At 52.5% G+C, this 22,070-nt stretch carries 22 protein-coding genes and 1 other annotated feature; all 22 genes read left to right on the top strand.

Going from position 1 to position 22,070, the window contains the following annotated elements; genetic code table 11:
• Positions 1-51 precede the first annotated feature (51 nt).
• Positions 52-264: a hypothetical protein gene (locus AC6ROY_RS22605; RefSeq protein WP_500102840.1), complete on the top strand. Its 213-nt coding sequence runs from the start codon at positions 52-54 to the stop codon at positions 262-264.
• Between the two features lie 19 nt (positions 265-283).
• Complete coding sequence (cysE, locus tag AC6ROY_RS22600) at positions 284-946, top strand: serine O-acetyltransferase (RefSeq protein ID WP_500102839.1); 663 nt, start codon at positions 284-286, stop codon at positions 944-946.
• Positions 936-2,339, top strand: coding sequence for a cysteine--tRNA ligase (cysS, locus tag AC6ROY_RS22595; RefSeq protein ID WP_500102838.1), 1,404 nt, complete (start codon positions 936-938; stop codon positions 2,337-2,339). Before cysE ends, cysS begins: the two co-directional genes overlap by 11 nt.
• Positions 2,336-2,860 carry a Mini-ribonuclease 3 gene (locus AC6ROY_RS22590; protein ID WP_500102837.1) on the top strand — a complete coding sequence of 175 codons (525 nt, stop codon included), beginning with the start codon at positions 2,336-2,338 and terminating at the stop codon, positions 2,858-2,860. Before cysS ends, AC6ROY_RS22590 begins: the two co-directional genes overlap by 4 nt.
• Before the next feature lie 27 nt (positions 2,861-2,887).
• Positions 2,888-3,628 carry a 23S rRNA (guanosine(2251)-2'-O)-methyltransferase RlmB gene (gene rlmB / locus AC6ROY_RS22585; RefSeq protein ID WP_500102836.1) on the top strand — a complete coding sequence of 247 codons (741 nt, stop codon included), beginning with the start codon at positions 2,888-2,890 and terminating at the stop codon, positions 3,626-3,628.
• 37 nt (positions 3,629-3,665) lie between these two features.
• Complete coding sequence (locus tag AC6ROY_RS22580; protein WP_500102835.1) at positions 3,666-4,181, top strand: NYN domain-containing protein; 516 nt, start codon at positions 3,666-3,668, stop codon at positions 4,179-4,181.
• A 137-nt stretch (positions 4,182-4,318) separates the two neighbouring features.
• Positions 4,319-4,963 (top strand): RNA polymerase sporulation sigma factor SigH, encoded by a 645-nt coding sequence (sigH, locus tag AC6ROY_RS22575; protein ID WP_500102834.1) that lies wholly within the window; start codon positions 4,319-4,321, stop codon positions 4,961-4,963.
• 279 nt (positions 4,964-5,242) lie between these two features.
• Positions 5,243-5,392: a 50S ribosomal protein L33 gene (gene rpmG, locus AC6ROY_RS22570; RefSeq protein WP_072338042.1), complete on the top strand. Its 150-nt coding sequence runs from the start codon at positions 5,243-5,245 to the stop codon at positions 5,390-5,392.
• A 19-nt stretch (positions 5,393-5,411) separates the two neighbouring features.
• A complete protein-coding gene (gene secE / locus AC6ROY_RS22565) occupies positions 5,412-5,624 on the top strand; it encodes a preprotein translocase subunit SecE (protein WP_072338041.1) in 213 nt (70 codons plus the stop codon).
• A 28-nt stretch (positions 5,625-5,652) separates the two neighbouring features.
• The gene (nusG, locus tag AC6ROY_RS22560) at positions 5,653-6,186 is read left to right on the top strand and encodes a transcription termination/antitermination protein NusG (protein WP_072338040.1); all 534 of its coding nucleotides are present in this window, start codon (positions 5,653-5,655) and stop codon (positions 6,184-6,186) included.
• Between the two features lie 40 nt (positions 6,187-6,226).
• Positions 6,227-6,652: a 50S ribosomal protein L11 gene (gene rplK / locus AC6ROY_RS22555; RefSeq protein WP_072338039.1), complete on the top strand. Its 426-nt coding sequence runs from the start codon at positions 6,227-6,229 to the stop codon at positions 6,650-6,652.
• 81 nt (positions 6,653-6,733) lie between these two features.
• Entirely contained in the window at positions 6,734-7,426 is a 693-nt protein-coding gene (gene rplA / locus AC6ROY_RS22550; protein WP_500102833.1) for a 50S ribosomal protein L1, read from the top strand.
• Between the two features lie 56 nt (positions 7,427-7,482).
• Positions 7,483-7,641, top strand: a sequence feature (ribosomal protein L10 leader region).
• Positions 7,642-7,781: 140 nt separating this feature from the next.
• Positions 7,782-8,294 carry a 50S ribosomal protein L10 gene (rplJ, locus tag AC6ROY_RS22545; protein ID WP_500102832.1) on the top strand — a complete coding sequence of 171 codons (513 nt, stop codon included), beginning with the start codon at positions 7,782-7,784 and terminating at the stop codon, positions 8,292-8,294.
• 62 nt (positions 8,295-8,356) lie between these two features.
• The gene (gene rplL / locus AC6ROY_RS22540; RefSeq protein WP_500102831.1) at positions 8,357-8,719 is read left to right on the top strand and encodes a 50S ribosomal protein L7/L12; all 363 of its coding nucleotides are present in this window, start codon (positions 8,357-8,359) and stop codon (positions 8,717-8,719) included.
• A 180-nt stretch (positions 8,720-8,899) separates the two neighbouring features.
• Positions 8,900-9,499 carry a class I SAM-dependent methyltransferase gene (locus AC6ROY_RS22535; protein WP_500102830.1) on the top strand — a complete coding sequence of 200 codons (600 nt, stop codon included), beginning with the start codon at positions 8,900-8,902 and terminating at the stop codon, positions 9,497-9,499.
• A 379-nt stretch (positions 9,500-9,878) separates the two neighbouring features.
• Positions 9,879-13,415 carry a DNA-directed RNA polymerase subunit beta gene (rpoB, locus tag AC6ROY_RS22530; RefSeq protein ID WP_500102829.1) on the top strand — a complete coding sequence of 1,179 codons (3,537 nt, stop codon included), beginning with the start codon at positions 9,879-9,881 and terminating at the stop codon, positions 13,413-13,415.
• Between the two features lie 121 nt (positions 13,416-13,536).
• Complete coding sequence (gene rpoC / locus AC6ROY_RS22525) at positions 13,537-17,157, top strand: DNA-directed RNA polymerase subunit beta' (protein WP_500102828.1); 3,621 nt, start codon at positions 13,537-13,539, stop codon at positions 17,155-17,157.
• 146 nt (positions 17,158-17,303) lie between these two features.
• Positions 17,304-17,555 carry a ribosomal L7Ae/L30e/S12e/Gadd45 family protein gene (locus tag AC6ROY_RS22520; RefSeq protein ID WP_500102827.1) on the top strand — a complete coding sequence of 84 codons (252 nt, stop codon included), beginning with the start codon at positions 17,304-17,306 and terminating at the stop codon, positions 17,553-17,555.
• A gap of 127 nt (positions 17,556-17,682) precedes the next feature.
• Entirely contained in the window at positions 17,683-18,102 is a 420-nt protein-coding gene (gene rpsL, locus AC6ROY_RS22515) for a 30S ribosomal protein S12 (RefSeq protein ID WP_054797081.1), read from the top strand.
• 54 nt (positions 18,103-18,156) lie between these two features.
• On the top strand, positions 18,157-18,627 hold the full coding sequence (rpsG, locus tag AC6ROY_RS22510; RefSeq protein WP_500102826.1) for a 30S ribosomal protein S7: 471 nt from the start codon (positions 18,157-18,159) through the stop codon (positions 18,625-18,627).
• 37 nt (positions 18,628-18,664) lie between these two features.
• On the top strand, positions 18,665-20,740 hold the full coding sequence (gene fusA / locus AC6ROY_RS22505) for an elongation factor G (protein WP_500102825.1): 2,076 nt from the start codon (positions 18,665-18,667) through the stop codon (positions 20,738-20,740).
• Between the two features lie 34 nt (positions 20,741-20,774).
• A complete protein-coding gene (tuf, locus tag AC6ROY_RS22500; protein ID WP_500102824.1) occupies positions 20,775-21,965 on the top strand; it encodes an elongation factor Tu in 1,191 nt (396 codons plus the stop codon).
• Positions 21,966-22,070 lie beyond the last annotated feature (105 nt).

The raw sequence follows: 22,070 nt of genomic DNA, 5'->3' as shown, positions 1-22,070 counted from the left end.
TCAGGGTAGTTTTGCCGTACCGTTCACGATACGAACGAGCGAGATGTGCGAATGCATGGAACCTTGGCGGACGGCCGTGGGAACCTGCGCTTGCGCAAGCAGAGTGGAACCGCGAATGAATACGCCTCTGCAGCCTTCAAGGCTGCGGAGGCTTTTTTGTATGGCCGGACAATCGGCAAGCGGTCGAACTGCCGGCTTGTGTGCGCGTATGGCGAGCCGGAACGGCTGTGGCGAAGACGGATCAGCGGCGCGGGAGAGGAATAAGGAAGTGGGGTCCTGAAGCATGTTGGGCAGAATGAAGGAAGATATCGCGACAATTTTCGAAAATGACCCGGCAGCCCGGGGATGGTTCGAGGTCGTCTTTACGTATGCGGGGCTGCATGCGCTTTGGGCGCACCGGGTTGCGCATCTGGTGTACCGGCGCAAATGGTATACGCTGGCGCGGGTCATTTCCCAGATCAGCCGTTTCATGACAGGGATTGAAATTCATCCTGGCGCGGTCATAGGCCGGCGGTTTTTTATTGATCACGGGATGGGCGTCGTCATCGGCGAAACCTGTGAGATCGGCGACGATGTGCTGTTGTATCATGGAGTGACGCTGGGGGGGACGGGGAAAGAAAAAGGAAAACGCCACCCGACAATTGGCAACAACGTCGTCATTTCTGCCGGCGCGAAGGTAACCGGATCGTTCACGGTCGGAGATCATTCGCGGATCGGGACCAATGCGGTGGTGCTGTCCGAGGTTCCGCCCAACAGCACGGTGGTCGGCATCCCGGGCCGGATCGTGAAACGCGACGGCGTGCGCATCGGTCGGCTGGAGCACGATAAGCTGCCTGACCCGGTCATTGAGATGTTTCGCCATTCCCAGGAGCAGATCGACGAATTAAAAAGCAAGCTTGCCAGGCTTGAAATGAAGAACGGAGGACATCAATCTCATGACGCTTAGTATTTACAATACGATGGCTCGGAGCAAGGAAACGTTTAAGCCGCTGGAGGCGGGCAAGGTCAGCATGTATGTCTGTGGCCCGACGGTGTACGATTACATCCATATCGGCAATGCGCGACCGGTTATTTTCTTCGATGTGGTACGCCGGTATCTGGAATACAGCGGGTACGAGGTCAACTATGTCGTTAACTTTACGGATGTGGACGATAAGCTGATCAAAAAGGCGGCTGAAATGAACCTGACCGTGCCGGAAGTCGCGGACCTGTTCGTGCAGCACTATTACGAGGATACGCGGGGACTGGGCGTGCGCGAAGCGACCGTGCATCCGCGTGTTACGCAAAACATGACGGAGATTATCGACTTTATTACGGATTTGGAAGCAAGGGAGCTTGCTTACGAGGCGGGCGGGGACGTGTTTTTCCGCACTTCAAAGTTTGCGGACTACGGAAAGCTGTCCCAGCAAAATTTGCAGGAGCTGCAGTTTGGCATCCGGGTGGACGTGGATCAGCGCAAGGAAAACCCGCAGGATTTTGTGCTGTGGAAGGCCGCGAAGCCGGGTGAAATCAGCTGGTCCAGCCCTTGGGGCGACGGCCGTCCGGGCTGGCATATCGAATGCTCGGCGATGGTGCGCAAATATTTGGGCGATACGATTGATATCCATGGCGGCGGGCAGGATCTGACGTTCCCGCATCATGAATGTGAGATCGCCCAGTCCGAAGGCTTGACCGGCCATGCGATGAGCAACTATTGGATGCATAACGGGTTCGTAAATATCAATAATGAAAAAATGTCGAAGTCGCTCGGCAACGGCATCACGGTACACCAGCTGCTCAAGACGATCCCGGCCGAAGTGATCCGTTACTTTATGTTGTCCGGCCACTACCGCAATCCGCTGAATTTCAGCGATGAGGCCGTGGAGCAGGCGCGCGGCAGCCTGGCCCGGATCGAAAATTGCCGGGTTACGCTGCAGCATCGGCTGAAGACGGCTGACGGCGCGCTTGGCGAGGCGGAGACAGCGGTCGCGGCGGCTGTGGCCGAAATTAAGACGCAGTTCGAAGCCAAGATGGATGATGACTTTAATACACCGGATGCCATTACGGCGGTGTTCGAGCTTGTCAATCTCGCCAACCCTTACGCGAGCCGCGATCATGTGCATGCCGGGACGGTGGAGCTGCTGCTTGCACAGCTCGCGGCGATGAACGGCGTGCTTGGTATTTTGACCAGCGGCGCAGATGAACTGCTGGATGCCGACATCGAGCAGCTTATTATCGACCGGACGGAGGCGCGGAAAAGCAAAAACTGGGCGCGTGCCGATGAAATTCGCGACTTGCTCACGGAACGTGGCATCGTGCTTGAGGATACGCCGCAAGGTATCCGCTGGCGGCGCAAATGACGGGGGACGCATACGGAAACAACGGCGGCGGCGAGCAGCCTGCGAACGGGGAGCATGCTGAGGACAGAGAGAGGGATCTCTCCGGGTCCGCAGAGGAGCAAGCCGACCCGTTCGGCCTGGGGCTGTTCGCTTTCCCTCCGTCTCGCGCGCCAAGGCTGATGAACCCGCTTGTGCTCGCCTATGTGGGGGATGCGATTTATGATATGTACATCCGCCAGTATGTGGTGTCGCTGACGAATCACCGGCCGGATCATTTGCACCGGCTGTCCAGCCGCTATGTGTCCGCCAAGGCTCAGGCCAAGGCGCTGACCCGGTGGCTGCCGCTGCTGACCGAGGAAGAAGCGGATATCGTCAAGCGCGGTCGCAACGCAAAATCAGGAACAACGGCGAAAAACGCCGACGTGCTGGAATACCGGCACAGTACCGCATTCGAATGCTTGATCGGCTACCTGTACTACTGCCGCCGCTGGGAACGGCTGCGATTCCTGCTTGAGCTTGCGCTGGAGCAGGGCGAGGGCTGACAACTAACTGAGAGAAGAGGAAACATCGTGGAAGATTTCATTGGCGGCAAGCATTCCGTACTGGAAGCGCTCCGTTCGGGCCGGACGGTTAATAAAATATGGATCGCGGAGCAGGCGCAGAAGCAGCTGACGCAGCCGATCATTGCCGAAGCGAAGCAGCATGGCGTCATCGTGCAGTTTGCCGATAAACGCAAGCTGGATCAGATGGTGGAGGGGCTGCAGCATCAGGGGGTTGTAGCCCAGGTGGCGCCTTATGATTACGTTGAGGTGGACGATTTGCTGGCGCGTGCGGCCGCTCGCAACGAGCAGCCGTTCCTGCTTATTTTGGACGAGATCGAAGATCCGCATAATCTCGGCTCGATTTTGCGGACTGCGGATTGCACCGGCGTTCATGGCGTCATCATTCCGAAGCGTCGTTCCGTCGGTATTACGGCCACTGTGTCCAAAACCTCGGCGGGAGCGGTTGAATATGTGCCCGTCGCGCGGGTGACGAATTTGGCCCAGACGATCGAGCAGCTCAAGGAGCAGGGCGTCTGGATCGCCGGAGCGGATGTGGGAGCGAAGGCTCCGCTGTACAAGACTGATCTGACGATGCCGCTGGCTATTGTCATTGGGAATGAGGGCAAGGGCATCGGACGGCTGATCCGTGAAAAATGCGATTTTCTGCTGCAGCTTCCGATGGTTGGCCATATCAATTCGCTGAATGCCTCTGTCGCCGCCTCTGTCTTCATGTACGAGGTGGTCCGCCAGCGGCAAACGGGCCAATGATGACCGGGCAGTCGCGGACTTGGGGCGGGTGGTTCGCATGATTCAGGAAACGCTGATTGTGGACGGCTACAACATTATCGGCGCCTGGCCGGAGCTGCAGAAGCTCAAGGATATTCGGCTGGAGGAGGCTCGCGACCGGCTCATCCAGACGATGGCGGAGTTTCAGTCCTTCTCCGGGATGAAGGTCATCCTCGTATTTGATGCGTATTATGTGCCCGGCCAGGGCCGCAAATATCTGGAAAGCCGGTTGCCCGTTTACTTTACGAAAGAAAAAGAGACGGCGGACGAGCTGATCGAGCGGCTGGTTACCTCGCATGTCGGACGCCGCAAGCAGGTGTATGTCGCCACGTCCGATATGACGGAGCAGCATGTCATTTTCGGCAAAGGAGCCTTTCGTCTGCCTGCGAGCGAGCTGCTGAACAAGGTGCGGCAGGCGCGGCAGGAAATTCGGCGCAAAATTCGCGAGGAGAAGGAGCCGCGGCGCAACAGCGTCGACAGCACCTTAAACGAGGAGCAGCGGAAGCGGCTTGAGGACTGGCGCAGAGGCCGCTGAAGCTGCCGCGAAGGCTTGCATTTTCTGTTAGAAAATCTCGTTTATGCCAGCCATAGGCAAGTCGAATTTTATTGACGGTGGCAGATTACATAATGTATACTAACTGTATCTTTCAAGCGCAGGCCGGAGGGATTGTGGTGATTGTCGACCTCAAAGAGTTGAGAATGTGCGAATACGACCTCAAGGCTGACGAAGACGTAGTCGAGGCGGTCCGCGAAGGCGACAGCGATGCGCTGGAGTACTTGATTAACAAGTATCGTAATTTCGTTCGTGCGAAGGCCCGTTCCTACTTTCTGATCGGCGCCGATCGGGAGGACATTGTTCAGGAAGGGATGATCGGACTGTACAAGTCGATCCGTGACTTCCGCGGGGACAAGCTTGCCTCATTTAAAGCGTTTGCTGAATTATGCATTACCCGTCAAATCATTACGGCGATTAAGACGGCTACCCGACAGAAGCATATTCCTCTCAATTCTTACGTTTCCCTGGACAAGCCCATTTATGATGAAGATTCCGACCGTACGCTGCTTGATGTCATTTGCGGCTCCCGTGTGTCTGATCCGGAAGAACTGATCATTAATCAGGAGGAGTTCAGCGGTCTTGAAGACAAGATGGGCGAAATTTTGAGCGATCTTGAGCGCAAGGTGCTGATGCTGTATCTGGATGGCCGATCCTATCAGGAAATTGCCGTTGATCTGGACCGTCACGTAAAGTCGATCGACAACGCCTTGCAGCGGGTCAAACGAAAGCTGGAGCGTTATCTGGAAGTACGCGATGCATAAACAAGCGCCTCTCGATGGATGAGAAGCGCTCTTTCTTTGAATAGCCGGGGCGCCGATAAGCGGCGCATCCGATCGAGTGTCTGGCGAATCCGCCAGGCGTTTTTTGTGCTGCCGTCGTTTAAGCGCGGGGAATGCTGACTATACTTGTAGCAGGCGGGATTTCCTTGACAGAAGAAGTGCCATATGATAATGTATTCAGGTAGCCTTAGCGAAGTAGGCGTTTTTTTGCTGGTTTGATAAGGCTGTAAATCAGAGGCTGGTCCGTAGGAGGTGTACATCATGCGGGTGATTATCACATTAGCGTGCACAAACTGCAAGCAAAGAAACTATGCGTCTTCCAAAAACAAGCGCAACCATCCTGACCGCATGGAGCTCAAGAAATATTGCAAGTATTGCAATGAACAAACGGCTCATCGCGAAACTCGCTAGTTTTTTGGAGGTGTAGGTTGTGTCCTTTTTGGCTAAAGTGAAGCAGGGATTCGGCAGCACGTTTTCTTTTTTTGGCGACGCATGGTCCGAGTTGAAAAAAGTAAAGTGGCCTAGCCGTAAAGAACTGATTAGTTATACGCTGGTCGTGTTATTTACGGTCATCTTCGTGACGGTGTACTTCTACGTTCTGGACTTAGGGATTTCGGAGCTGCTTCGCCTCGTGTTTAAATAATCTAGGCTGATTGGTGGCGCTAATGGGAATGGAAAAGAGATGGTACGTCGTACATACCTATTCCGGGTATGAAAACAAGGTGAAGGCTAACTTGGAGAAACGTGTGGAATCCATGGACATGAAGGACAAGATCTTTCGCGTACTCGTTCCCATGGAAGAAGAGTTGGTGAATAAAGACGGTAAGAAAAAGACGGTAATGCGCAAGGTATATCCCGGGTACGTGCTTGTGGAGATGATCCAGACGGACGATTCCTGGTATGTGGTGCGTAATACCCCTGGCGTTACCGGGTTTGTCGGTTCAACCGGTTCCGGTTCGAAGCCGACCGCGCTGCTTCCTGAGGAAGTGGAGTCGATTCTGAAACACATGGGAATGGAAGAGCCAAAGCCGAAGATCGACTTCGAGCTTCGAGATACGGTTCGCGTGAAAGTCGGCCCGTTCGCCAACTTTGTTGGGTCCGTGGAGGAAATACTGGTCGACAAAAGCAAGCTGAAAGTTCACGTCAATATGTTTGGCAGAGAGACGCCGCTTGAGCTGGACTACCACCAGGTGGAAAAGCTGTAGCTGACGCGGCTGCCATACTACATGCGAGGAGGTGTCACACATGGCTAAAAAAGTAATTAAAATGGTGAAACTGCAAGTTCCTGCAGGGAAAGCGAACCCGGCGCCGCCGATCGGTCCTGCACTGGGTCAAGCAGGTGTTAACATCATGGCGTTCTGCAAAGAGTTCAATGCTCGTACTGCAGATCAAGCTGGTCTGATCATTCCGGTTGTAATTACGGTGTTCGAGGATCGTTCGTTTACGTTCGAGACAAAAACGCCTCCGGCTGCCGTCTTGCTTCGCGTTGCTGCTGGTATCGAAAAAGGCTCCGGCGAACCGAACAAGAAAAAAGTCGCAACGGTTAAACGTTCGAAAGTACGTGAAATCGCTGAACAAAAAATGCCTGACCTGAACGCTGCATCCGTTGAGGCTGCTATGCGTATGGTGGAAGGTACAGCTCGCAGCATGGGCGTTGTCATCGAAGACTAATTCATGACCGTTCATGCCGGGCTGCAAGCAAGGCAAACAGTGGGAGGATATTCCGCTAGTACCACATAGGAGGACTGTAAAGTGGCTAAACACGGCAAAACCTACTTGGAAGCTGCCAAGTTGATTGACGCTGAGAAATTTTACGAGCCGCTCGAAGCGATCGAGCTCGTGAAGAAATCAGCACGCGCCAAGTTCGATGAAACGGTCGAAGTGGCTGTACGTCTGGGCGTAGACCCTCGTAAGCAAGACCAAGCTGTTCGTGGCGTAGTTGTTCTGCCTCACGGCACAGGTAAAACGAAACGTGTGCTTGTATTTGCCAAAGGTGAGAAAGCAAAGGAAGCGGAAGCTGCCGGCGCTGATTTCGTAGGTGATCAAGACATGATCAACAAAATCCAGCAAGGCTGGTTCGACTTCGATGTTTGCGTAGCTACGCCGGACATGATGAGTGAAGTCGGTAAACTCGGTCGTATTCTGGGTGGTAAAGGTTTGATGCCTAACCCTAAAGCAGGTACCGTTACATTCGATGTAACGAAGGCTGTTCAGGAAATCAAGGCAGGTAAAATCGAATACCGTCTGGATAAAGCCGGACAAATCCACGCTCCGATCGGCAAAGTTTCCTTCGATGCTGAGAAGCTCGCAGAAAACTTCAAAGCCTTGGTCGATGCGTTGAACAGAGCGAAACCGGCTGCAGCCAAAGGGGTATACCTGAAAAACATCGCGGTATCCTCGACGCAAGGTCCAAGCGCTCGTGTTAACGTAGCGGGTCAACGCTAGAAAGCGGTTGCCGGTTGACAATTAAAATCAACTGTGCTAACATGTTCTAGGTTGTTAACAAACGAATATGCTTACCGTAGACAGCAGGTGCCTCAGGGCTTAATTTCCTGCCGAGGTGTTATGATAAACGTTCGATATTCAAAGCTTTGCGGCTTATGGAATATGGGAATCATCATGCCTTCGCTCTTGTCTGCGAAGGCATTTTTGCTGCTTGCAAAGATGTGTTCACAGACAGTCGACATGTGCGGACGAGGTTTACGATAAGGTAATTAGGCTTACGAAGTCAGTTTTCCTACGGAAAACGGATTATGCTTACGAAGCAGTTTCTTAACAGAAACTTGTAGGAGGTGCAAAAATGGCAAACGCAAAAATTATCGAGCAAAAAGCGGCACAAGTAACGGAAGTGGCAGAGAAGCTGAAAGGCAGCTCTTGCGCAATCGTTGCGGACTACCGTGGTTTGAATGTAGCTCAAGTTACCGAGCTGCGCAAGCAATTGCGTGAAGCTGGCATTGAGTTCCAAGTATTGAAAAATACGTTGGTACGTCGTGCTACGGCTGGCGCGGAATTGACTGAGCTGGACACGTACCTGACGGGTCCTACTGCGATTGCTTTCAGCAAGGATGATATCATCTCTCCTGCAAAGATTTTGACGAACTTTGCAAAGAAAAATGATAAGCTGGAAGTTAAAGCAGGCGTAGTTGAAGGTAAAGTGGTTGATTTCAACCAAATTAAAGCACTGGCCGAGCTTCCTTCCCGCGAAGGTTTGCTGTCCATGTTGCTCAGCGTCCTTCAAGCTCCAGTGCGCAACTTTGCCCTCGCGGTCAAAGCTGTCGCCGAGAAACAAGAAGGCGGCGCGCAAGAAGCTTAATTTTGTTATGACCAATGCAATTCAAAATCAAATATCTTAATTGATATAATGGAGGTTTAACCATGAGCAACGAGCAAATCTTGGAAGCCATCAAAGGCATGACTGTACTGGAACTGAACGATCTGGTTAAAGCAATCGAAGAAGAGTTTGGCGTAACTGCAGCAGCTCCTGTAGCTGTCGTTGCAGGCGGAGCAGTAGCAGAAGTCGAAGAGCAAACTGAATTCGACGTTATTCTGAACAACGCTGGCGCATCCAAAATCAACGTTATCAAAGCTGTTCGCGAAATCACAGGCCTTGGTCTGAAAGAAGCGAAAGATCTGGTAGACGGCGCACCAAAACCAATCAAAGAAAAAATCGGCAAGGAAGAAGCCGATACGATCAAAGCAAAATTGGAAGAAGCAGGCGCTTCCGTAGAAGTGAAGTAGTTTTTGCTTGGCGACAGACCCCTTGCTCGAGGCTGACCTCACGCAAGGGGTTTTCCGTGTCGGATGCCTCTGCGAGCGGACGTTTTTCTTCCGACATCAATCGCAGTTTCAACTGATGTATCAAGAAAAGCTGCTGCTGGGAGAGGCGATGCAGCATCACGGAAGTAGGGAGGAACGACCATGTCCGAACATTACTACAGCTCGAAGCCAAGTGTGGAGCACGATCTGCATCAATTGGAAGAGACGCTGCGCGGCAAAAAGCTGACGTTGGTCACCGATGCGGGCGTATTTTCCAAAAAGGCGATTGACTTTGGTTCCAGGCTGCTGATCGAAACGATGAGCTTCTCTCCGAATGCGGCGGTTCTCGACGTTGGCTGCGGGTATGGTCCGATCGGTCTAAGCGCTGCGTTGCTTGCTCCTCAAGGTCGCGTTACCTTGGTTGACGTGAATGAACGGGCCGTGGAGCTGGCGCGGCGCAATGCGGTCGCCAATGGCATTACCAACGTGGCCGTGCTGCAAAGCGATCGGCTGGAGGCAGTCCATGACCGGCAATTTGATGTCATTTTAACCAATCCCCCGATTCGCGCCGGCAAAGAGATTGTGCATAGCATCTTTGAACAGGCGCATGCTGCGCTGGCTGCGGGAGGGGCGTTGTGGGTTGTGATCCAGAAGAAGCAAGGCGCGCCGTCAGCGGCTGCCAAGCTTGAGTCTTTGTTCGGTGAGGTCGAGGAAGTCGAGCGGGAGAAAGGATACTGGATTTTGAAGGCGATAAAGGTGTGAGACGGCAAAATCACGAAGCGGACATGCATACATGAATGATATTGGAATTTTTGTTGACTTGCATTTGTCAATATGATATTATTATAAAATGTCAGCCTTATGATTGGGCTATTTCTCTTTAGTTGGCTAAAATGTCAAGGAAATTTTTTTCGGGTTGAATAAAGTTTGAGCATTTGACGTATAATGTTTAGGTTTTGCGTAAACCCTACAAGGTAAGAGGGAATTTGTGGCAATTAGCTGGACGAAACATTGGTTGCGATCTGGCATCAGGATTAGAAGCTTCTAAAAGAAGTTTGACTTCGCGAGATTTTGGTCGAGAAGGCTTCCAGAGAGGCTTTTATTTTGTTCTATATGAGCAGACATGAGGGGTGAATCTAAGTTGGCGGGTCATCTTGTTCAATTAGGTCGACGTAAACGCAGATCGTACGCTCGGATTCATGAGGTTTTGGAAGTTCCAAACCTGATTGAGATCCAACAAAAATCGTACCAATGGTTTTTGGATGAGGGATTGCGCGAAATGTTTCAGGATATTTCCCCGATTCAGGATTTTACGGGGAATTTGGTGCTGGAATTTATCGACTATTCACTTGGGGAAGCAAAATATTCGGTGGACGAATCCAAAGAGCGCGATGTCACCTATGCAGCACCGCTGCGTGTGAAGGTACGGCTGATTAATAAGGAAACCGGCGAAGTTAAGGAGCAGGAAGTATTTATGGGCGACTTCCCGCTTATGACGGACACGGGAACCTTCATTATTAACGGTGCCGAACGGGTAATCGTCAGCCAACTGGTTCGGTCCCCTAGCGTATATTTTAGCACCAAGGTTGATAAAAACGGCAAGAAAACGTACACGGCGACCGTGATTCCGAATCGCGGCGCATGGCTGGAGCTGGAGACGGATGCGAAGGACATTATTTATGTCCGGATCGACCGTACTCGTAAAATTCCGGTTACCGTACTGCTTCGCGCATTAGGGTTTGGCACGGATGCCGAAATCATCGAGCTGCTGGGTGATGACGAGTATATTCGGAACACGCTCGACAAGGATAATACCGATTCGACGGACAAGGCTCTGATTGAAATTTACGAGCGTCTTCGTCCGGGCGAGCCGCCTACGCTGGACAACGCAAGAAGCTTGCTCGTTGCGCGCTTCTTCGATCCTAAGCGGTATGACCTGGCGAATGTCGGTCGCTACAAAATTAATAAAAAGCTGCACATTAAAAACCGTTTGTTCAACCACCGCTTGGCTGAGACGCTGGTTGACGCCGGAACGGGCGAAATTATTGCAGAAGCGGGCCAAATGATTGACCGCCGCCTGCTGGATACCATTTTGCCGTATCTGGAGGATAGTGTCGGCTTCAAGGAGTACAATATCGCCAGCGGCGTCACGGAAAATGAGCGGATTCCGCTGCAATGTATCCATGTGTATTCGCCGCTTGAGGATGGCAAGGTCGTTAAGGTGATCGCGAACGGCAAAATCGAGAAGTCTGTTAAAAATATTACGCCTGCCGATATTATTGCCTCGATCAATTATTTTATTGATCTGCTGCACGGCATCGGCAGCACGGATGACATTGACCATCTCGGTAACCGCCGCTTGCGTTCCGTTGGCGAGCTGCTGCAGAATCAGTTCCGGATCGGCTTGTCGCGGATGGAGCGCGTCGTACGCGAGCGGATGTCCATTCAGGACGTTAACACGATTACGCCGCAGCAGCTGATTAACATCCGGCCGGTTATTGCTTCGATCAAGGAGTTTTTCGGCAGCTCGCAGCTGTCCCAGTTTATGGACCAGACGAACCCGCTTGCTGAGCTTACGCATAAGCGCCGTCTGTCTGCACTCGGACCGGGCGGTTTGACGCGTGAGCGCGCAGGCTTTGAAGTCCGCGACGTGCATCACTCCCACTATGGACGGATGTGCCCGATCGAGACGCCGGAGGGTCCGAATATCGGGTTGATCAACTCCTTGTCGACATTTGCGCGCGTAAACGAATTCGGCTTTATCGAAGCGCCTTATCGTCGCGTTGATCCGAATACGGGCGTTGTCACAGACGAAATATCGTATTTGACGGCGGATGAAGAGGATAACTACGTTGTCGCCCAAGCGAATGCGGACTTGACCGAAGAAGGCAAATTTGCCAACGATATGGTTATCGTTCGTTACAAGGATGACAACCTTCGGATTGCGAAGGAACGCGTTGACTACATGGACGTTTCGCCTAAGCAGGTTGTATCGGTTGCGACGGCGCTGATTCCGTTCCTGGAGAACGATGACTCCAACCGTGCGCTCATGGGATCGAACATGCAGCGGCAAGCGGTGCCTCTGTTGATTCCAAAGGCTCCGCTGGTCGGAACGGGCATGGAGCATAAGTCGGCGAAAGATTCCGGCGTATGTATCGTGTCCAAGGTGAACGGTGTTGTCGAGAAAGTATCGGCCAACGAAATATGGGTGCGCAAGCAGGAGACGGTTGACGGACGCTTGGTCAATGGTGACCTGGTGAAGCACAAGCTGCATAAATTTTTACGTTCCAACCAAGGAACCTGCATCAACCAGCGTCCGATCTGTCACAAAGGCGAGCAGGTGCGCGTTGGCGATATTTTGGCTGACGGTCCTTCCACCGAGCAGGGCGAGCTGGCGCTGGGTCGCAACGTAGTCGTTGCCTTCATGACGTGGGAAGGCTACAACTACGAGGATGCGATTCTGCTCAGCCAGCGTCTCGTGAAAGAGGATGTGTACACCTCGATCCATATCGAGGAGTACGAATCCGAAGCGCGCGATACGAAGCTGGGGCCGGAGGAAATTACACGCGATATCCCGAACGTCGGGGAAGACGCGCTGAAAAATCTGGATGAGCGCGGGATTATCCGCGTTGGTGCGGAAATCGCCGCCGGCGATATTCTTGTAGGTAAAGTGACGCCGAAAGGCGTGACGGAGCTGACGGCGGAAGAACGCCTGCTGCACGCGATCTTCGGAGAAAAGGCGCGCGAGGTTCGCGATACGTCGCTGCGCGTTCCGCATGGTACAGACGGAATCGTAGTGGATGTGAAAGTATTTACCCGTGAAAATGGCGATGAGCTGCCTCCAGGCGTCAATCAGCTCGTTCGTGTCTATATTGCCCAGAAGCGGAAAATTTCCGAGGGCGATAAAATGGCCGGACGGCATGGTAACAAGGGTGTCGTTGCACGGATTTTGCCGGAAGAGGACATGCCGTTCATGCCGGATGGCACGCCGGTTGAAGTCGTCCTGAACCCGCTGGGCGTTCCTTCGCGGATGAACATCGGCCAGGTGCTGGAGGTTCACTTGGGAATGGCAGCGCGCTTCCTGGGTGTCCATACGGCCTCTCCGGTTTTCGACGGAGCGCGTGAGTATGACGTATTTGATGCGATGGAAGAAGCAGGCATGCAGCGCAACGGCAAAACGATTCTGTATGATGGCCGGACGGGTGATTCCTTCGAGCGTGAAGTTACCGTCGGCGTCATGTACATGATCAAGCTGGCGCACATGGTTGACGATAAAATCCATGCCCGGTCCACAGGTCCATACTCGCTTGTTACGCAGCAGCCGCTCGGCGGTAAAGCCCAGTTCGGCGGACAGCGGTTCGGCGAGATGGAGGTATGGGCGCTTGAGGCATACGGCGCAGCCTATACGCTGCAGGAAATTTTGACCGTCAAGTCTGACGATGTCGTCGGCCGGGTCAAAACGTACGAGTCTATCGTTAAGGGTGAAAATGTGCCTGAGCCGGGTGTTCCGGAATCGTTCAAGGTATTGATCAAAGAGCTGCAAAGCTTGGGGATGGACGTGAAAATTCTCTCCGGCGATGAGCAAGAGATCGAAATGCGCGAGATGGATGACGAAGACGAAGTAACCAGCGACAAGCTGAACTTGAATTTAGAAGGCGCAGAGATGGGTGTCGAGTAAGCTCTGCTGCGATAGATGTGCGGGTTAGGCGCCGAATGGCGCCTAAGGCCGTATTTCGGATCGGTTGATGACAGTTCGATAGGCTTTGGATGAGAGACAATAGTTGGAGGAGGGTTGCTCCTTGATCGACGTCAATAATTTTGAGTATATGAAGATCGGCTTGGCTTCCCCGGAGAAGATCCGTTCGTGGTCCAGAGGCGAAGTGAAGAAACCGGAGACGATCAACTACAGAACGTTGAAGCCGGAAAAGGAAGGTCTGTTCTGCGAAAAGATTTTCGGACCAACCAAGGATTGGGAATGTCATTGCGGTAAATATAAGCGCGTCCGCTATAAAGGCGTCGTTTGCGACCGCTGTGGCGTAGAGGTTACGCGTCAGAAGGTTCGCCGTGAACGGATGGGTCATATTGAGCTGGCTGCGCCGGTTTCGCATATTTGGTATTTCAAAGGCATTCCGAGCCGGATGGGTTTGGCGCTTGATATGTCGCCGCGTTCGCTCGAAGAGATCATTTACTTTGCTTCTTATGTCGTGACAGACCCGGGCGATACGCCGCTGGAAAAAAAGCAGCTGCTGTCGGAGAAGGAATACCGCAGCTACCGTGAGAAATACGGTTATGCGTTCCAGGCCGGCATGGGTGCTGAAGCGGTGAAGAAGCTGCTGGCAGACATCGACATTGAGAAGGAAGTCGACATGCTCAAGGAAGAGCTGAGAACGGCTCAAGGCCAGCGCCGCAACCGGGCGATCAAGCGTCTTGAAGTCATGGAAGCATTCCGGAATTCGAAAAACTTGCCGGACTGGATGGTGCTTGATGTACTGCCGGTTATCCCGCCTGAGCTGCGTCCGATGGTACAGCTCGACGGCGGTCGGTTCGCTACGTCTGACCTGAATGACCTGTACCGTCGTGTTATCAACCGGAACAACCGTCTGAAGCGCCTGCTGGATCTCGGAGCGCCCGATATTATCGTGCAGAACGAGAAGCGGATGCTGCAGGAAGCGGTTGATGCGTTGATCGACAACGGCCGTCGCGGCCGTCCGGTGACAGGACCGGGTAACCGTCCGTTGAAATCCCTCAGCCATATGCTGAAAGGGAAGCAAGGACGTTTCCGGCAAAACCTGCTCGGTAAACGGGTTGACTACTCCGGTCGTTCCGTTATCGTCGTAGGACCAAGCCTGAAGATGTACCAGTGCGGTCTTCCGAAGGAAATGGCGCTCGAATTGTTCAAGCCTTTCGTTATGAAAGAGCTTGTAAATAAAGGGCTTGCCCACAATATCAAAAGCGCGAAGCGTAAAGTAGAGCGCGTAAGTCCGGAAGTATGGGATGTGCTTGAAGAAGTGATTAAGGAGCACCCGGTTCTGCTGAACCGCGCACCTACGCTTCACCGTCTCGGGATTCAGGCGTTTGAGCCGATTTTGGTTGAAGGCCGCGCCATCAAGCTGCATCCGCTCGTATGTACGGCTTACAACGCCGACTTTGACGGTGACCAGATGGCGGTTCACGTGCCGTTGTCCGCAGAAGCTCAAGCAGAAGCACGCGTGCTTATGCTTGCATCCGGCAACATCCTGAACCCTAAGGATGGCAAGCCGGTCGTTACGCCTTCCCAGGATATGGTGCTCGGCAGCTTCTATTTGACAACTGAAAATAAAGATTCCAAGGGCTCGCACACGATTATTCGTTCGGTAGCCGAAGCGGTGTCGATGTACCATCGCGGCGACGCTTCGCTGCATGCGCGTGTAGCGATTCCGGCCAAGGCGCTTGGTAAAACAAGCTTTACGCCGGAGCAGCAAGACGCGATGCTCATTACAACCGTCGGTAAAATCATCTTCAACGAGATTTATCCGAAGGATTTCCCGTACATTAACGAAGCGACCAAAGCGAACTTGCTGAGCGGCGTATCCGACCGGTACTTCGTATTTGATAAAGGCGCGGACGTACGGGCCAAGATGCTTGAGCTGCCGGAGACGAAAGCTGTCGGTAAAGACTACCTGGGTACGATTATCGCGGAATGCTTCCGCCGTTATCATACGACGGAAACCTCGATCATCCTGGACAACATCAAGCAGCTCGGATTTACGTATTCGACACGCGCCGGTATTACGATTGCGGTCGCTGATGTTACGGTTCCTTCGGAGAAGGACGAAATTCTCGCGCAATCGGATGAGAAGGTCAAGGTTGTTACGAACCAGTACCGTCGTGGTCTGATTACGGATGACGAGCGTTACGACCGCGTTATCGCAATCTGGAGCAAAGCGAAGGATGAAATCACGGACATTCTGATGAAATCCCTCGATAAATACAATTCCATCAACATGATGGTGGAATCCAAAGCACGGGGTAACAAATCGCAGATCACCCAGCTGGGCGGTATGCGGGGTCTGATGGCCAACCCGTCCGGTAAAATCATGGAGTTGCCGATCAAGTCGAACTTCCGTGAAGGCCTGACGGTATTGGAGTACTTTATCTCGACGCACGGCGCCCGTAAAGGTCTGGCGGATACAGCTCTTCGTACGGCTGACTCCGGTTACCTGACGCGCCGTCTCGTTGACGTAGCCCAGGACGTTATCGTCCGTGATGAGGACTGCGGTACGGATAAAGGCTTCAAGGTCAGCACGATCCGCGACGGTAAGGAAATTATCGAGGAGCTGTACGACCGGATTGAAGGCCGCTACTCCTACGAAACGATTCGTCATCCGCAAACCGGCGAAGTGCTCGTGAACCGGAATGAATTGATTGAAGCGACGATTGCTGACCAGATCATTGAAGCCGGCATCGAAACGATTCAGATTCGCTCGGTGCTCAGCTGCCGTTCCAAGCATGGCGTCTGCAAGAAGTGCTACGGACGCAACCTGGCTACCGGCCAGCATGTCGAGATCGGCGAAGCGGTCGGCATTATCGCGGCGCAATCCATCGGTGAGCCGGGAACGCAGCTCACGATGCGTACGTTCCATACCGGGGGCGTTGCTGGAGACGATATTACACAAGGTTTGCCGCGTATTCAGGAGCTGTTCGAAGCTCGGAATCCTAAAGGGCAAGCGATCATCACGGAAATCGACGGTGTCGTTAAGGAGATTCGTGAAGCGAAGGACCGTCGCGAGATCGAGGTCCAGGGCGAAGCTGAGTCCAAGACGTACAACGTGCCTTACGGCTCGCGGATTCGCGTAACAGCGAACCAGGCGGTGGAAGCCGGCGACGAGCTGACCGAGGGTTCGATTGATCCGAAGGAAATGCTGCGCATCAAAGGCATTCGCGGCGTGCAGAACTATATCCTGCAGGAAGTTCAGCGCGTTTACCGGAATCAGGGCGTTGAAATCAACGACAAGCACGTTGAGGTTATGATTCGCCAGATGCTGCGTAAAATCCGGATCGTTGATGCGGGGAATACGACGCTGCTGCCAGGCTCCTTTGTTGATATTCACGAATACGAGGATGCAAATAAAGTGTCCCTGTTTGCCGGAGAAGAGCCAGCTGTGGCTAAGCCGGTGCTGCTCGGGATTACGAAAGCATCGCTTGAAACCGACTCCTTCCTGTCCGCGGCTTCGTTCCAGGAGACCACGCGTGTCCTGACCGATGCGGCCATCAAGGGCAAGGTCGACCAATTGCTTGGTCTGAAGGAAAACGTCATTATCGGGAAGCTGATCCCGGCAGGTACGGGTATGAACCGTTACCGCAATATTCGGATTACCGATCCGAATGCGGAGCCGCTGGATGAATCCGTTGATGAAGCGGAAGCTGTTACCGTCGACTAATGAGCTGCAAACCGGCTGCCTGAACGTGAAGCATTAATTCATAAATAAGGCAGTCGGTGCTTCTTGACATGCTAGTGTTGAGATGCTAATATATCAAAGTGTGCCAATTTGCAAGCCCCGTAACCTCTGCTTTGGAGGGGATTTTCATGGATCTCGAACAAATAAAGCAGACTGCGAAGCTGACAATCGGTACGAAGCAAGCAACGAAAACAGTGGAGCAAGGCATAGCTGCTGAAGTTTTCGTAGCGAAGGATGCAGATCCGCGGATTACGATAAAAATGGTTAACCTCTGCAGGAAAATGGGGGTTAAAGTCACATACGTTGAATCCATGCATATACTCGGTAAGGCGTGTGGCATCGAAGTAGGCGCCGCAATGGCGGCTGTAATAAATGAATAGGAAGCCGACGTTTTTGTTCGGGAAGCGCACGAACTCCTGGGCAAGAACGTTTCCTTTGTTCATTTATGATTCGCCTGGATCTGTGGGCTTGAACATGTAAGTTATTTTGTTGAAGGAGGTGGCCACTATGCCAACAATTAACCAGCTCGTCCGTAAAGGACGCCAAGCTAAAGTTGTAAAATCCAAATCCCCGGCTCTTCAAAGAGGCTTCAACGCCTTGAAAAGAGAGCAGACGGATATCAGCTCCCCACAAAAACGCGGTGTTTGCACGCGTGTAGGTACCATGACGCCGAAAAAACCGAACTCCGCTTTGCGTAAGTATGCGCGTGTTCGTTTGACTAACCGTGTCGAGGTAACAGCTTATATTCCGGGTATCGGACACAACCTGCAGGAGCACAGCGTCGTGCTGATCCGCGGCGGTCGTGTTAAGGACCTTCCAGGGGTTCGTTATCACATCGTTCGCGGCGCGCTCGATACGGCAGGCGTGAACAACCGTAAGCAAGCTCGTTCCAAGTACGGCGCAAAACGCCCGAAAGTGAAGAAGTAATAGGCATGAGAGTTACACAAATTCGAATGAGTTTTTTAAGAAAGGGGGATAACTATGCCTCGTAAAGGTCCAGTTACTCGCAGAGACGTATTGCCAGATCCGGTATATAACAGCAAATTGGTTACTCGCTTGATCAACCGTATTATGATCGACGGTAAAAGAGGAGTCGCTCAATCCATCCTGTATAATGCTTTCGGTCTGATTCAAGAGCGTACAGGCAAGGAGCCGATGGAAGTTTTCGAACAAGCCATCAAAAACATCATGCCTGTCCTCGAAGTCAAAGCCCGCCGTGTGGGGGGCGCGAACTACCAGGTGCCGATCGAAGTTCGTCCAGAACGCCGTTCGACGCTGGGACTTCGCTGGTTGGTTAACTATTCCCGTCTTCGCGGTGAGAAGACGATGGAAGAAAGACTGGCAGCTGAAATTATGGATGCTGCTAACAACACCGGTTCTTCCGTGAAAAAACGTGAAGACACGCACAAAATGGCTGAAGCCAACAAAGCGTTCGCGCACTATCGTTGGTAGAATATAATCCACGAGTTTAGGAAGGAGAAAACCTGAAATGGCTAGACAGTTCTCCTTGAAAGATACGCGCAACATCGGGATCATGGCCCATATTGATGCGGGCAAGACAACCACGACTGAACGTATCTTGTTCTACACAGGCCGCGTACACAAAATCGGTGAAGTCCACGAAGGTGGCGCAACGATGGACTGGATGGAGCAAGAGCAAGAGCGCGGAATCACGATTACGTCCGCAGCGACGACAGCTCAGTGGAAAGACCACCGCATCAATATCATTGATACCCCGGGACACGTTGACTTCACAGTAGAGGTTGAACGCTCCCTGCGCGTATTGGACGGAGCAGTAGGCGTGTTCAGTGCCAAAGAAGGCGTTGAGCCGCAATCGGAAACCGTTTGGAGACAAGCGGACCGTTATGGCGTTCCTCGGATTGCCTACGTCAACAAAATGGACATCATCGGCGCAGATTTCCTGCAAGTTATCGAGTCGATGCGTGCCAAGCTCGGCGCTAACGCAGTTGCGATCCAACTGCCAATCGGCGCAGAGAATGATTTTGTCGGCGTAGTTGATCTGGTTGAGCGCAAATCCTACGTCTATAAGGATGATCTTGGTAAGGACCCGATTGAAGGTCCGGTACCGGATGACCTGAAGGACCAGGTAGAAGCACTTCGCCTTGAGCTGGTTGAGAAAGTTGCAGAACTTGACGAAGCACTCATGGAGAAGTACCTGGAAGGCGAAGAGCTGACGATTGAGGAAATTAAAGCAGGACTGCGCAAAGGCGTTTGTTCCGTAAGTATTTTCCCTGTTATCTGCGGTTCGTCCTACCGGAACAAAGGCGTGCAAATGATGCTCGATGCGGTTATCGACTATCTCCCTGCCCCAATCGACGTGCCGGATATCAAAGGTACGCTTGAAGACGGTACGGAAGTTATTCGTAAATCTGCAGACGATCAGCCATTCTCCGCGCTGGCGTTCAAAATCATGACTGACCCGTTTGTCGGTAAGCTGACATTCTTCCGCGTATACTCCGGCGTATTGAGCTCCGGTTCCTACGTGTTGAATGCAACGAAAGGCAAACGTGAGCGGATCGGACGTATTCTTCAAATGCATGCAAACAGCCGTCAAGAAATCAGCGAGGTTTACTCCGGTGATATTGCAGCAGCTGTAGGTTTGAAAGATACCGTTACCGGCGACACGCTGTGTGACGAGAAAAATCCGGTTGTTCTGGAGTCGATGAACTTCCCTGAGCCGGTTATCCAGCTCGCGGTAGAGCCTAAGACTAAAGCCGACCAAGATAAAATGGGCGTTGCTTTGTCCAAGCTGTCCGAGGAAGATCCGACTTTCCGTGCGCACACGGATGAAGAAACTGGCCAAACGATCATTTCCGGTATGGGTGAGCTTCACCTGGAAATCATCGTCGACCGTATGCTTCGCGAGTTCAAGGTAGAAACCAACGTGGGTAAACCGCAGGTTGCTTACCGTGAAACCTTCAAGCAAGCAGCTAAGGTCGAAGGCAAGTTTGTTCGTCAATCCGGTGGCCGTGGTCAGTATGGTCATTGTTGGGTGGAGTTCCAGCCGCTTGAGCCGGGAACTGGCTTCCAGTTCGAAAGCAAAATCGTCGGTGGTTCGATTCCTAAGGAATTCGTAGCTCCGATCCAAGCGGGTATCGAGGAATCCATGAAAAACGGCGTATACGCAGGCTTCCCGCTTGTGGATATCAAAGCTACCGTTGTGGATGGATCTTACCATGATGTTGACTCCAGTGAAATGGCGTTTAAAATCGCGGGTTCCATGGCACTTAAGGCAGCAGCCGAAAAATGTAAGCCAGTATTGCTTGAGCCGATCATGAAGGTTGAAGTTACAGTTCCGGAAGAGTACATGGGCGACGTTATGGGCGACCTGAACTCCCGCCGCGGACGCATCGAAGGTATGGATGCACGCTTCGGCGCGCAAATCATCCGTGCTAAGGTGCCTTTGTCTGAAATGTTCGGTTACTCCACGACTCTGCGTTCGCGTACCCAAGGTCGCGGCGTTTACTCGATGGAAATCTCGCACTATGAAGAAGTACCTAAGTCGATCGCGGAAGAAATTGTTGCGAAAAACAAAGGTGCCTAAAATATATTCCATTATCTGAGGAGGCAATCCACTCATGGGAAAAGCGAAGTTTGAACGTAATAAGCCGCACGTTAACATCGGAACGATCGGTCACGTTGACCATGGTAAAACAACGCTGACAGCGGCAATCACTACGGTATTGTCGAAAAAATACGGCGGTGCTGCAGTAGCATTCGACCAAATCGACAAAGCTCCAGAAGAGCGCGAGCGCGGTATCACAATCTCCACAGCTCACGTTGAATACGAAACGCCTAACCGCCACTACGCACACGTAGACTGCCCAGGCCACGCCGACTATGTTAAAAACATGATCACCGGCGCAGCTCAAATGGACGGCGCGATCCTGGTTGTATCCGCAGCTGACGGCCCTATGCCGCAAACTCGCGAGCACATCCTGCTGTCCCGCCAAGTAGGCGTTCCTTACATCGTCGTATTCCTGAACAAATGTGACATGGTTGAAGACGAAGAGCTTCTGGAACTGGTTGAAATGGAAGTTCGCGACCTGCTCAACGAGTATGAGTTCCCAGGCGACGATACTCCAATCGTTCGCGGCGCAGCTCGTGAAGCTTTGCAAAACCCAGATGGCCCTTGGGCTGACAAAATCGTTGAGCTGTTCGAGCACATCGACACGTACATCCCAACTCCTGAGCGCGACACTGACAAGCCTTTCCTGATGCCGGTAGAGGACGTGTTCACGATCACTGGTCGTGGTACCGTTGCTACAGGTCGTGTAGAGCGCGGTGTAGTTAAAGTCGGCGACGAAGTTGAAATCATCGGTCTGCAAGAAGAAACTCGCAAGAGTGTCTGCACAGGCGTTGAAATGTTCCGTAAATTGCTTGATTCCGCACAAGCGGGCGACAACATCGGCGCATTGCTTCGCGGTGTAGAGCGTAAAGATATCGAGCGTGGACAAGTTATCGCGAAACCGGGTTCGGTTAAGCCGCACACGAACTTCACAGCTCAAATCTACGTTCTGACTAAAGAAGAGGGTGGCCGTCACAAGCCTTTCTTCACAGGCTACCGTCCACAATTTTACTTCCGTACAACTGACGTAACAGGTATCATCAACCTGCCAGAAGGTACGGAAATGGTAATGCCAGGCGACAACATCACGGTAACGGTTGAGCTGATCTCGCCAATCGCTATCGAAGAAGGTACTCGCTTCGCGATTCGCGAAGGCGGACGTACAGTTGGCGCCGGTGCAGTTGCATCCATCCAAAAGTAATTGATTTTCGAAGCCCTTCATCCTTCTGGATGGAGGGCTTTTTTGTCTGAAAAAAAATTGGGCAGAATATTGGGTTTTCGCTTGCTTTTTATTACGGGATTTAAT

The organism is Paenibacillus sp. sg306046, from assembly GCF_059821225.1.
The sequence above is the reverse complement of the archived record's forward strand: the minus strand, read 5'-3'. Positions and strand labels throughout refer to the sequence as shown.